This is a genomic window from Streptomyces sp. NEAU-YJ-81, from assembly GCF_017592595.1.
In the GTDB taxonomy this organism is placed as follows: Bacteria; Actinomycetota; Actinomycetes; order Streptomycetales; family Streptomycetaceae; genus Streptomyces; species Streptomyces hygroscopicus_B.
Map to the genome: position 1 here is coordinate 175118 of NZ_JAGFNO010000024.1, position 11372 is coordinate 186489.

An 11372-nucleotide genomic window follows, 5' to 3' on the forward strand; every position below is an offset into this window, starting at 1 on the left:
GGGGTTCCTCTCCGGTCGGGGGTGGAGGGGGGAGGGGCGGAGGGGCGAAGCGAGTGCGGGCGGGTGGGGGCGGGGCCTAGCCGGACAGCTGTGCGTGCGTGGTGTACAGCGCCCTGCGACGGATGCGGTCCCTGTGGGTGGGGGCGGCGCCGGAGGCCCTGTTCCGGTGCAGCAGATCGAGGTCGAGCTCGTAGGTGATGACGTCTTCCTCGTTCGTCCGGGCCTCTGCCAGGACACCGTTCGCGGGGAAGGCGAGGTCGCAGGGCGAGAGCAGCGAGGCGCGGCCGAAGCCGGGCGCCAGCGGCTCGGGCAGGCGGGAGACGGTGGGACAGTGCACGACGTACACCTGGTCCTCGATCGCTCGGGCCGCGGCGCAGTGCCTGACCCGCCAGAAACCGGCCTCCGTGAAGGTGTACGACGGTGTCAGCAGCACCTCCGCCCCGAGCGCGGTGAGCGCGGTGCAGACCTCGGGGATCTCGGCCTCGTAGCAGATGGCGATGCCGACGGTGACGCCGTCGACGTCGTGAACGGCGAGTTCGTCGCCCTCCACCGTTCCCCAGTCGGCCTCGGCGGGAAAGATGTGGGTCTTGGAGTGGGTGTGCACCTCCCCACCGGGCCCGAACAGGTGGGCGATGTTCTCGTGGCCGTGCTCGGTGGCCGTCAGATGGCTGCCGGCGAGGATCCACTGGCCGCGCGCCCGGGCCTCGGCGGTGAACAGCTCGACGTACTCATCGGTGAAGTCGGCTATGCGCGTCAGCCGGCCCACCTCGTGCGACCGCCAGTCGGAGTCGATGGTGAACAGTGCCTCGGTGAACAGCTCGGGCAGGACGACCAGCCGCGTGCCGGCCGTCCGGTCGAGCAGGGCACGGACCTGCCCGGCGAAGGCGTCGAAGGAGGGCACGGCGCGCATCTGGAACTGCGCGGCGGACACGGACAAGGTGCGGGGCATGGGTTACCTCCCGAAACGGGTGGGTGCGGGATCACTGCGCGAGCAGGCCGCCGTCGACGGCCAGCTCACTGCCGGTCACATAGCGGGCCTCGTCACTGGCGAGATAGACACACCCCCAGGCGACGTCGCGGGGATCCGCGCCGTACCCGACCGGTGTCAGGGCGATGACCTCGGCGTTCTTCTCAGCGGACTGACGGTCGGTGAGCGGTGTGGCCACCCAGCCGGGGATGACGGTGTTCACGCGCACGCCCGACCGGGCGTAGGTGACGGCGGCGTTCCGGGTCAGTCCCCGCACCGCGCCCTTGGCAGCCTGGTACGCGGCCACGCCCTCGGAGCCGACCACGCCCCAGGCCGAGGAGAGGTTGATGATGGAGCCGGAGCGCTGGGAGAGCATGGGGCGCAGCGCGGCACGCATCCCCAGGAAGACCCCGGTCTGGTCGACGGCGATCACGCGGTCCCAAGCCTCGCGCTCCAGCTCGGCGATCCCGGCGTAGTCGATGACACCGGCGTTGTTGACCAGAACGTCGAGGTGACCGTACCGGGCGACCACGTCGCCGACCACCCGGTCCCAGGACCGCTCGTCGGTGACGTCCAGTTCCATGTGCGCGATGTCGTCGGTGTCCTGGTCGTCGGCGCCCGTGGCGGGCCGCGTCAGATCGGCGGCCACGACGGCCGCGCCCTCCTCGGCGAACAGCCGGGCCGTCGCCCGACCGATACCGCTCGCGCCGCCGGTGACGACGGCGATCTTGCCGGTGAGACGGTTCATGCCGCACTCCTCTCTCGAACGTCAGCGGGCCAGGTATCCGCCGTCGACCGGAAGGTCGACGCCGGTGACGAAACGTGCCCGGTCGGAGGCCAGGAAGCAGACGGCGGCGGCCACGTCGCGCGGCTCACCGCCCACACCCATCGGAGTGGCATCCAGGAAGGCCCTGTTGAGCTCGTCGGTCTGGCCGAGGGTGAGCGGCGTCCGGATCCATCCCGGCAGTACGGCGTTGGCGCGGATGCCCTCACGGGCGTAGGAGACCGCAACATTCTTGGTCATCGTGAGCACGGCGTGCTTGGACGCGTGATACGCCGCGACACCCGTGACCGAGGAGGCCCCGCAGATCGACGCGATGTTCACGATCACGCCGGAACGCCGCGGGCGCATCAGACGGAGCGCCTGCCGCATGCCCAGCATCACCCCGGTCTGGTTGATGCCGATGATGCGGTTCCACTCGCTCAGCGAGAGCTCGTGGAGCTGGTCGTAACCGGAGACCCCGGCGTTGTTGACGAGGATGTCAAGGCATCCGTACGAGTCCTCGACCTCGGCCACGATCTCCGCCCACTGCCCGGCGTCGGTCACGTCGTGCGAACGGGTACGGATCGTGTCGTCCAGGTCGGACTGGTCGCGGACGTCGGTCGCGGTCACCACCGCCCCCGCCTCGGCCAGCGCGGTCGCGACCGCGTGCCCGATGCCCTGGGCGCCACCGGTGACCAGCGCCACCCTGCCCGTGAGATCGTCCATCGTGTCTCGGCTCCTTCACCTCTGGCGCCTTCGCCGGGGACCGTTGTCCGCCGGCCGTGCAGGAACCGTAGGAGTGCCGCCGAGGAGCCGCGTCGGTCGATTGACGTATGCGTGGTCTGGAAGTACCGGCGAAATCTGTACGGGTCAACCATTCAGCCCGCGGGCGATCGTCGCAGGGTGGCATGTAGGTGAGTTTCGGTAGCACTTCGTGATCGGTCGGCGGAGGAATGTCGGTCAGTTTTGACAACACCAAAGCTCCGCCCGGTCTGCTCGCCAGGTGCGACGATCATCCTCGTGCCCTCGCGGCCCGCCATGGAGTGAGAGGACGAGAAGACGTGGATGTGTATGAAGCCGTGGACAGTCGTAGGGCCGTGCGGGCGTTCAGCGATAAGCCGGTAACCAGAGAGGTACTCGAACGAGTGCTGGCAGCAGCGATGCGGGCTCCGTCGAGTGGGAACCTCCAGCCGTGGCATGTGTATGTCGTGATCGGCGAGCCCTTGGCCGAACTGAAGAAGCGTGCAACGGCCAGGGCACTGGCGGGAGACTCGGGTGACGAGCGGGAGTATCCGATGTACCCGGCCGAACTGGCCTCGCCGTATCTGGACCGGTTTTCCGCCGCGGCCGCCCAGCGGTACAAAGCGCTGGGAATCGAGCGCGACGACCCCGACAGGCCCACGAAGATCGCCGCCTTGAACTCTGAGGCGTTCGGGGCGCCGGTCGTACTGTTCTGCTACCTCGACCGGACGATGGGACCCGGGCAGTGGGGGGACGCGGGGATGTACTTGCAGACGGTCATGCTGTTGTTGAGGTCGGAAGGGTTGCACAGCTGCCCGCAGGTGATGTGGACGATGTATCGCGAGACCGTCAGCCAGATTGTCGGAGCCGATGACGGACTCGTACTGTTTTGCGGTGTCGCGGTAGGATTCGAGAAGGAAGGCGCGCCACGGCTGCGTACCGGGCGGGCGGACATGGCAGAAACGGTGAGCTTCATCGGAGGGTGCCCCGCTGACCGGTGATCCTCACAGCAGACGGGTCGTCAGTCGGTGTCGTCGCTCCGCTCATTGCGGGCTCGGGTTTGGGCGAGGCGGAAGGAGTCGATACTGCTCCCCGATGAGACCCGGTGGTGTCGTCGCTGACGGACAGGCGGTGTCACTACTCATGCACACAGCCAGGCCGGGTCGGCACCTGCGGGCATGCCCACGGTCCGGCCCCCGGGAAGACCTGGGAACCGGACCGGTCCCAGGTCCACTGTCACGTGTCGTCGGTGGCGTTCTTGTCGCGCAGGGGACGCAGGCCGTCGGTCAGCTCCGGAAGTTGGAATGAGTACCGGCCGAGCATGTTGCTGTGGTGCCGGACGAACGGGGAGAGGCGGGCCACGTCCTCGTCGCGGACGTCGAAGCGGTCCGCACGCAGCTGGTTCATCGCGGCGTCCGTGTACCGCGTCGTGAACAGCACGAGGGCGTTGAGGGCCAGACCGAGCGCACCTGGTGTTGTGGCCGCATAGGTTCGCGTGGGTGGCGGTCGGAGCGGTTGGATGTGTGGTGACGTCCGTTCCGACCGCTGGAGGTGTGGTGGCCGAGCCTGTGCGGGTGTGCAGACTGACCGATCAAGAAGGGCAGAAGCTGCAGGAGATCGTGCGCCGGGGCAGTACCAGCTCGGTGCGCTACCGCCGGGCGATGATGCTGCTGGCGTCCGCCGGCGGAAACCGCGTCCCTTCCACCGGTCCGGTAATTGCCCAGCTGGTCCGGGCCGACTAGGACACGGTGCGGGAGGTGATCCACCGGTTCAACGAGATCGGTCTGGCTTGCCTGGACCCTCAATGGGCGGGAGGCCGTCCCCGTCCGCTCGGCGATGACGACGAGACCTTCGTCATCCAGACGGCCATCACCCGCCACGGCTGCTACTCCATCGGCGACGACACCCTCTGGGGCGTCAACCGCCGTCGCAAAGGCACCGCCAACAGTCTGGCCGCGCTGAAGTCGATCCGCGCCGCCCGACCCGACGGCGCCCCGATCTACGTCATCCTGGACAACCTCTCCGCCCAAACCAGCGCGGACATGCACCGCTGGGCGAAGAAGAACAAGGTCGAGCTGTGCTTCACCTCGACCTACGCCTCTTGGCCAACCCGATCGAGGCCCGCTTCGGCCACTGCGGCAGTTCAGCCTCGCCAACTCCCACCGTCCGAACCACGCGGTGCAGACCCGGGCCCTGCACCGCTACCTGCGCTGGCGTGCAACGCCAAGGTCCGCCACCCTGACGTGCTCGCCGCCCAAGGCCGCGAACTCGCTCGCATCCGCAGCGAGAGGGACATCGACTGGGGCGGACGCCCCCTCTCTGGGCTGACCAATCTTGACGGACTTCCCGGTCAATGCAATCCGAGCTCAGCTCGATAGCACTCAGTCACATAGGGCATCTCCATCGGATGCTTTGCGTCCAGCAGCCCGCGGACCCGCCCCAGCAGTTCCTCCCGCGTTGCGGGCTCCAGAGTGATCACGTAGCTGCGGGAGGCGACCATGTCCATGACCTCTTCAGCCGTCATCGGATGGCTCCAGCGGAAGTCCTGACGCTCGACGGGACCGAACGGCTTGCCCACGCACTTCACTTGACGGTCTTCCGTCGGCGCTGCGGCGCAGTCGCGCAGGATCCGGTCCAGCTCTGCGACCCAGGGCACCGATACGTCACGGCAGTTCCACACCAGGCTCAGCCGCCCGCCTGGGCGCAGCACCCGGGCAGCTTCCGGGACCGCCCGCTCCGGGTCCACCCAGTGCCAGGCCTGTGCGCAGACCAGGGTGTCCACGCTCGTGTCCGCTAGTGGGATCGACTCCCCTGTCCCTGCCAGAACCTGCACATCAGGGAGCACTTGGGAGAACCGCTCGCGCATCCCGACGGAGGGCTCCACCGCGACGACCTCCCGGCCTGGGACCCGCAGCGCACGGGTCAGCTTGCCAGTGCCTGCGCCGAGATCAACCACGGTCCGTGCGTCCTCGGGCACCAGCCAGGCCACCGCCTCCGGCGGGTAGGGCGGGCGCCCACGCTCATAGGCGTCCGCTGCGGCTCCGAACGAGCCCGCCTGACGGTATTTCTCCTGCTCCTCGGCTGTCGTCATGCCCGGCATCCTGCCAGGTGGCCGCGCGGTGCAACCTCTCGGACGAGGACGCGTATGCCGATTTGGACCGGATGTCGCATCACAACAAGGTTGCACCGCCGGAACTGGCCCTCGCTCAGCATGTCCTCAAGCAGTCCCGCCAGGCCCAGCTCGCCTGGTACGAGCGCAACACCCGCGCCATGCGGGCCTGTAACGTGCGCCCCCGGTTGGGCATCGATGGGAGCCGCGGATGATCTGGTGGTTCAAGGCCCGCGCCGTACCCGCACTGACTGTGTCCCTCGTTGTGACCAATGCGGTGGGGTTGCTCATGGGCAACGCCGAACTCCCTGTGCCCGTGCTGACCGGCCAGTCCGGACACTTCCTTGTCGGCCACCTCATCACGCTGCTGCCCGCGGTGATGCTGCTCCACGGAATGGGGCGCGGCGACCTGCGCACCGAAAGCGTCGCCTGCCGGCCCCTTCGGAGGTGGGACGCCGCACTCGGCTCGGCGGCCGCCGCCACCGGGGCGGGGATGGCAGGCCTCTGCTATGCCCTGGGGGCTGACAGCATCGCCTTGGTACTGGGGCGCAACATCGCCGGATGCGTCGGACTGGCGCTGCTGCTGTTTCCCTTCCTCGGCCACCGCATCGCTGCCGTCACCGTCGCCATCGTGCCCCTTGTGTGCGCGGCGGCCGGCTGGAGGAGCGGCGGTCGCCCCGAGCCGTGGGCCTGGATCCTGTACCCCGCGAACTCCCTGGCTGCCCCGCTCATCACGGCAGCCATCGTCGTTGTGGGCATTCTCGTTTGCCTCACGCGACAGGAGCCTTTGCGGTCCACTCACTGAGGAAGCCATCAGTACAGCTGAACCCGACTACTTGGGATCGCTGGCGAGACGTTCTCCTGCCGGTGGCGCGACCCGGGTCAGGTGACGGGTGCGGTGGGTTCGCCGCGCAGCAGGTCGGGGCGGGCATCGGCGATCGCGAAGGCCCGCCTGAGCCTTTCCACCAACCAGCGCCCGGTCGATCTGAGAGCCGGGCGCGCTCGTCCCGCTGGAGCAGCTGGGGCGCGTCGGTCGGGGCGACGCGGCGCTGCACCACCTTGATGTTGGCCAGGGTTCCGCCCATCTTGGCCGGGGCGATCGAGGTGGTCGGATGGTGGGCGAAGTACTGCTGGACTTCGTTGAACGAGGTGGTTCCGCCCAGGTCGGTGATCCGGCGCGGCACCGCGCGAGCCCCGGGCGGCAGCGCGAAAGCTTCCTTTCCGGCGCCGGGGAGGAAGCTTTCGCGCTGTGAAGCGCATCTACGTGGGGGACTGTGTGGTTCGCCACCCTCGGCGCGGGTGCTGATCGACAACTCCTAAGGACGACTCCAGGTAGGAGCTCTGCATGTCGTCCATGGGATCGACGTCATCAAGGAGCGCCAAGGATTCGGCGTCAGCAATGACTCGGCCGCTACCCGCGCTGGTCGGGAATCCCCCTTCGTGCCAGAACGGACGCAGCTGCCCTTCCCCAAGCCGCACGGGGTGTCGGACACGTGCGTCAAACTGGCCTCGGCGCCTGCGGGTTGTCGCCGAACGTGGCGACGGCCCCCTGCTCGCAACAGGAGGCCGCCAACGCGAAGCACTGACCGTCGACCATTGGAGACCGCGATCTGCACTTCCCCTGAGCCTAAGCGCTCCCACTGTCAGTCCACCACTGACGATCACCTTGACGGTCCGCCGCTCGGCGCTGAGCAGCCAGAACACTGCTGTAGGAGCGGGCGTCGTCAGTTCCGCCGCCTGGTCAGCACGGCCACGGACGAGCTGACCAGGACGGCCATCCAAGCCATCAGCAGCGGTGGCCTGCTCTTCCTCGCCTACTGGTGGAATCGCCACTGATCAAGCGCACTGGGCTGGCTCACGGGCCGGTCCAGTGGCCGAGCCGACCTGTCATAGGGTGGGCGGCTGCCGGCGGGCTCGTTGTCAGTGGCTGCTGACAACATGCGGCTGTGACGACTCCTTTCGGTGGCGACGGGCTGCCGCAGTGGATCAAGGCGGCGGTGGGAAGAGGCTTTCCCCGAGTTGGCCGCCGCCCGCCCGGCAGCCGCAGCGTGAACCTCAGCGACCTGCACCGCCGGCTCCTCTCCGACGTCCTGGCCATCGGCACCCCCTACCCCCTGGTCATCACCGGCGGGTACGCCGTCCAGGCGCACGGTCTGATCAACCGGCTCAGCCAGGACCTCGACGTCGCCACCGAGAACCCCGCGCCCATGGCGGAGATCGGCCGCACCCTTACCGCCGGGCTGACCGACCGCGGCTGGCAGGTGCGGGAGATCGGCGTGGACCCGCTCTCCGGCCGCCTCGTCGTCACCGACCCCGCCAGCGGCGAGGAGTGCGAGGTCGACATCCTCAAAGAAGCCTTCTGGCGCCCACCCACAGTGACCGAGCACGGCCCCGTCCTTGCCCTGGACGACGTCATCGGCACGAAAGTACGCGCGCTGGCCGACCGCGGCGCCGTGCGCGACCTCATCGACGTCCACGCCGCCTCCCGCCTCCACACCACCGCAGACCTGGAAACACTCGGCCGCCGCCACGCCCGCGACGGCCCGTCCAGCGCAGTCGGCAAAGTAACCACGGCATCGCCCCAGGTCAGCGATATCCGTTGTTTTTGCGGCCGCTGATCCGGCTCCCCTTCCAGGTGGGTGGAAATCCGCTTGGTGAGCCCTCTCGCCCGTGCTGAAATGCGCGGATGGATACTTCTGAAGTACTCGCCCTCTTCGACCGTCAGATGCGGCGGGATACCCTCGCCGACGCGCCCGGCCGGGTCGAGCGGGTCGGCAAGGTGGTGCGGCAGGTCGGCGTCGAGGGCGGCTGGAGCGCGGTCGTCTGGTCCAGCCTGGACCAGGCCACCGCGCGGTCGGCGATCGCCGAGCAGGTGCGGTACTTCACCGAGCTGGGCCGTGAGTTCGAGTGGAAGCTCTACTCGCACGACCAGCCGGAGGATCTCGGCGAGTTGCTGCTGGCGGCCGGGTTCGAGGCTGAGCCCGACGAGGCCCTGATGATCGCCCGGATCGCCGACCTGCCCGATGGTGGCGGGCTGCCCGAGGGTGTCCGGCTGCACCCGGTGACTACCCCGGCCGACGTAGAACTCATGCTGTCCGCGCACGAGGGGGCGTTCGAGACGACTACGGACTGGCTGCGGCCGAGCCTGTTCGACATGCTGGCCGAGAGCCCGGGGACGGTCAGCATGGTCGTCGCGATGGCCGGCGACATACCGGTCTGCGGGGCGCGGATGGAACTACACCCGGGCACCGAGTTCGCCAGCCTCTGGGGCGGCGGCACCGTACCCGCCTGGCGCGGCCGGGGGATCTACCGGGCGCTGGTTGCGCACCGCGCCAATATCGCCGCTGAGCACGGCTACCGTTACCTGCAGGTGGACGCCTCCGACCAGAGCCGCCCGATCCTGCAACGGCTCGGCTTCGCCGCTCTGAGCACCACGACCCCGTACGTGTACAAGCCGTAGCCGGTATCCCCTGCTCAACGCTTCTCGCTCGCAGGCTGGAGCACTTCGGCCGGGCAGGGGTGAGGAACTTCCTGGGCCTGGAGGGCGGCAAAGTCGGCGTGAGCCCGCTCGACGACCTCGGGGTATACCTGGGCTGTAGACGCCGCCCGCGCTCACCGCAGTGACGGCCACGCTGAACTGCCCCGACCTGCGCAGGCGACGGAGCAAGACCGTCGTTTGCGGCTGGTGACACGGTTCTTACCGGCACCCCAACAGCGAGAACAGAGCGCTTCAGCGCCACACCTCAGCAACGCCAAGCAGCGGCTGCCCTGTACGGCTGCGCGGTCTGGCACATCGGCCCCTGCGCCGCCTGTGCCTCGCCAATCCACCGGTACGGCCCAGGAGGGTCCCATGTCTGCCGGGCATGCAGGAGTTCGAGTCGCCCAGGACCGCCACGATTGGGGTGTTCTCAGAGGTCGTTTTCATCTTGGATGCCCCGATATTTGACGATTCTCGGGGTGTGAGGTCGTGATGGTGGTGATGCTGTCGGTGTGGGTGAGGCGTGTTGGCCGGGTGGGGTGACAGCTGGGGCGGGAGGCGGTTTATGCCTGTCTCATTCCAGGACGCCCCATCTTCGGGGCTGTGCTTCCGTCGTCGGTGTTGTGCGCCTGGGCGCACTCGGCTCCGGGCGGACATGCAGCAACGACGGCCGTATCCGAGTGATTTGTCAGACGCCCGCTGGGAGTTGATCGAACCAGTGCTGACCGCCTGGAGCTTTGAGCGCCGAGGCAGGGCGCTGGACTTCGGCCGGCCGCCCGAACGCGACCTGCGCGAGATCATGAACGCGATCCTGTACGTGGACCGCACCGGCGTGCAGTGGCGCTATCTCCCGCACGATTTCCCACCCTGGGAAACCGTCTACGGCTACTTCGCCAAGTGGCAGAAGGAAGGCATCTTTGCCCAGCTCAACGGCTTGCTACGGGAGTTAGTACGACGCCAGGGCGGCCGGAATACCGAGCCCTCGGCATGCGTCATTGACGCGCAGAGCGTCAAGACATCCACCAGCGTTCCCGCTGCCAGTCAGGGCATCGACGCCGGCAAGAAGATCGTCGGCAGGAAACGCAGCATCATCACCGACACGCTCGGACTGCTTCTGGCCGTGCTGGTCACCGCGGCCGGCGTGCAGGACTCTATGGCCGGCGCCCACCTGCTCGAGCAGGTGGCCGCGGACCATCCCACGATCCGCAAAGTCTGGGTCGACGGCGGCTACCGCAAACATTTCGTCGAACACGCCGCCGCCCTCGGCATCGACCTCGAAATCACCCACCGCACCCCCGGGACCAGGGGGTTCACCCCGATCCCGAAACGCTGGGCGGTCGAGCGGACCTACGGCTGGCTGATGCTCCACCGCCGCCTGGCCCGCGACTACGAAACCCTTCCCGCCCGCTCCGAAGCCATGATCCACCTCGCCATGACCGACCTCATGGCCCGCCGCCTCACCGGTGAGAACACCACCTCCTGGCGCGACCCCGCAAAGACCCACCAACCGCAGATTCCAGGATGAAACAACGGGAGAAAACGACCTCTCAGTGAATAGGTCGGCGTGCGGACCGCCGAGCGGGCCTGAGAAGCAGCGCCCGTCAACGGCGGTGTCCACAGCTCGGTCGGGGCCTCATGTGTCCTTCTTCCAGGTGGGCATGGTGATGTCGTCGTAGGACTCCAGGAGGGTCCAGCGTCGTGCTGCCCGCATTCCGGTGGGGAGCTGGTCGGCGGTCGGCAGTGGGCCCAGATCCAGACCGGTGAGGTTGGCGATGTCCAGGACAGGTACCTGGAAGGTGCGGAAGGCGCCGAGCGGGGGAGGGTCTCCCGCTCGTGCGGCTTTGGCGAGTGCTTGGGCTGCGGCGTCTTTGGTGAGGTCGGGACTCTGGTCCAGCACGTAGGCGGTGGCCGCCAGGTCCCCGTCGTGCATGAACGCGGCGACTTTCCAGAACCGGAGCGGTACCTGGATGCCCCGGTAGGGCGGATCGGAGTCCTCGAGCACCGGCCCGGTGAAGACCGTCAGTTTGCGGTCGAAGTCTTCTGCGTGGTCGAGCAGGAAGTTCTCCAGGCCCTGCCAGAGTTGCTTGCCCTGGTTGAAGATGTCCATCTGCGGAGCGGCGTTCGTGTAGTGGAAGGTGTCGCTGTCCGCTGTGGAGGCTTCCGTGCCCCATACCGGGTCGAGTCGGCGGACCAGGTGGCCTTTGTCCAGGGGGTTGTCTTTGTAGACGGGGTGGCCGGCCTGCTGGGCTTCGGGAAGGCGGGGGTCGAAGCGCCAGTCGTCATTGCGTGGCACATCGACGAGGTTCGCGCCGTC

At 68.1% G+C, this 11372-nt stretch carries 10 protein-coding genes and 3 pseudogenes; 7 read left to right on the forward strand and 6 right to left on the reverse strand.

The window, feature by feature from the left end; genetic code table 11:
* Window positions 1–76: 76 nt before the first annotated feature.
* From J5X86_RS36775 to J5X86_RS36785, 3 genes are read right to left on the reverse strand one after another with little or no spacing between them, the layout of a single operon-like run.
* Window positions 77–949: a nitrilase-related carbon-nitrogen hydrolase gene (locus tag J5X86_RS36775; RefSeq protein WP_208521000.1), complete on the reverse strand. Its 873-nt coding sequence runs from the start codon at window positions 947–949 to the stop codon at window positions 77–79.
* A gap of 31 nt (window positions 950–980) precedes the next feature.
* Window positions 981–1715 (reverse strand): SDR family NAD(P)-dependent oxidoreductase, encoded by a 735-nt coding sequence (locus J5X86_RS36780; protein ID WP_208521001.1) that lies wholly within the window; start codon window positions 1713–1715, stop codon window positions 981–983.
* A gap of 21 nt (window positions 1716–1736) precedes the next feature.
* Window positions 1737–2456 (reverse strand): SDR family NAD(P)-dependent oxidoreductase, encoded by a 720-nt coding sequence (locus J5X86_RS36785; RefSeq protein WP_208521002.1) that lies wholly within the window; start codon window positions 2454–2456, stop codon window positions 1737–1739.
* A 335-nt stretch (window positions 2457–2791) separates the two neighbouring features.
* On the opposite strand from J5X86_RS36785, the gene J5X86_RS36790 reads away from it, so the two are divergent.
* Window positions 2792–3472 carry a nitroreductase gene (locus J5X86_RS36790; protein ID WP_208521003.1) on the forward strand — a complete coding sequence of 227 codons (681 nt, stop codon included), beginning with the start codon at window positions 2792–2794 and terminating at the stop codon, window positions 3470–3472.
* 235 nt (window positions 3473–3707) lie between these two features.
* Here J5X86_RS36790 and J5X86_RS36795 read toward each other — a convergent pair.
* Window positions 3708–3941, reverse strand: a pseudogene (locus tag J5X86_RS36795) (Tn3 family transposase); the annotation flags it as partial.
* An 86-nt stretch (window positions 3942–4027) separates the two neighbouring features.
* Here J5X86_RS36795 and J5X86_RS36800 point away from each other — a divergent pair.
* A pseudogene (locus J5X86_RS36800) lies at window positions 4028–4849 on the forward strand (helix-turn-helix domain-containing protein).
* On the opposite strand, the gene J5X86_RS36805 reads toward J5X86_RS36800, so the two are convergent.
* A complete protein-coding gene (locus J5X86_RS36805; protein WP_243982374.1) occupies window positions 4822–5562 on the reverse strand; it encodes a class I SAM-dependent methyltransferase in 741 nt (246 codons plus the stop codon). The pseudogene J5X86_RS36800 and the gene J5X86_RS36805 sit on opposite strands and share 28 nt — an antisense overlap.
* Before the next feature lie 229 nt (window positions 5563–5791).
* Between J5X86_RS36805 and J5X86_RS36810 the strand changes: the two genes are divergently transcribed.
* From J5X86_RS36810 to J5X86_RS36830, 5 genes and pseudogenes are all read left to right on the forward strand, one after another.
* Window positions 5792–6385 carry a hypothetical protein gene (locus J5X86_RS36810; protein ID WP_208521005.1) on the forward strand — a complete coding sequence of 198 codons (594 nt, stop codon included), beginning with the start codon at window positions 5792–5794 and terminating at the stop codon, window positions 6383–6385.
* Between the two features lie 307 nt (window positions 6386–6692).
* Window positions 6693–6833 (forward strand): hypothetical protein, encoded by a 141-nt coding sequence (locus J5X86_RS36815; protein WP_208521006.1) that lies wholly within the window; start codon window positions 6693–6695, stop codon window positions 6831–6833.
* A gap of 795 nt (window positions 6834–7628) precedes the next feature.
* Window positions 7629–8120 (forward strand): annotated as a pseudogene (locus tag J5X86_RS36820) (nucleotidyl transferase AbiEii/AbiGii toxin family protein); the annotation flags it as partial.
* A 146-nt stretch (window positions 8121–8266) separates the two neighbouring features.
* Window positions 8267–9040 (forward strand): GNAT family N-acetyltransferase, encoded by a 774-nt coding sequence (locus J5X86_RS36825; RefSeq protein ID WP_208521007.1) that lies wholly within the window; start codon window positions 8267–8269, stop codon window positions 9038–9040.
* Between the two features lie 673 nt (window positions 9041–9713).
* Window positions 9714–10583, forward strand: a complete 870-nt coding sequence (locus J5X86_RS36830; protein WP_208521008.1) for an IS5 family transposase — start codon at window positions 9714–9716, stop codon at window positions 10581–10583.
* A 108-nt stretch (window positions 10584–10691) separates the two neighbouring features.
* Here the strand turns inward: J5X86_RS36830 and J5X86_RS36835 are convergent.
* On the reverse strand, window positions 10692–11372 hold a 681-nt coding region (locus tag J5X86_RS36835; protein WP_208521009.1), incomplete at its 5' end, for a DNA/RNA non-specific endonuclease.

Coding starts and splice junctions, on each gene's coding strand:
- J5X86_RS36775 (WP_208521000.1), bottom strand. CDS start 949: ATGCCCCGCACCTTGTCCGTGTCCGCCGCGCAGTTCCAGATGCGCGCC.
- J5X86_RS36780 (WP_208521001.1), bottom strand. CDS start 1,715: ATGAACCGTCTCACCGGCAAGATCGCCGTCGTCACCGGCGGCGCGAGC.
- J5X86_RS36785 (WP_208521002.1), bottom strand. CDS start 2,456: ATGGACGATCTCACGGGCAGGGTGGCGCTGGTCACCGGTGGCGCCCAG.
- J5X86_RS36805 (WP_243982374.1), bottom strand. CDS start 5,562: ATGACGACAGCCGAGGAGCAGGAGAAATACCGTCAGGCGGGCTCGTTC.
- J5X86_RS36810 (WP_208521005.1), top strand. CDS start 5,792: ATGATCTGGTGGTTCAAGGCCCGCGCCGTACCCGCACTGACTGTGTCC.
- J5X86_RS36815 (WP_208521006.1), top strand. CDS start 6,693: ATGGTGGGCGAAGTACTGCTGGACTTCGTTGAACGAGGTGGTTCCGCC.
- J5X86_RS36825 (WP_208521007.1), top strand. CDS start 8,267: ATGGATACTTCTGAAGTACTCGCCCTCTTCGACCGTCAGATGCGGCGG.
- J5X86_RS36830 (WP_208521008.1), top strand. CDS start 9,714: ATGCAGCAACGACGGCCGTATCCGAGTGATTTGTCAGACGCCCGCTGG.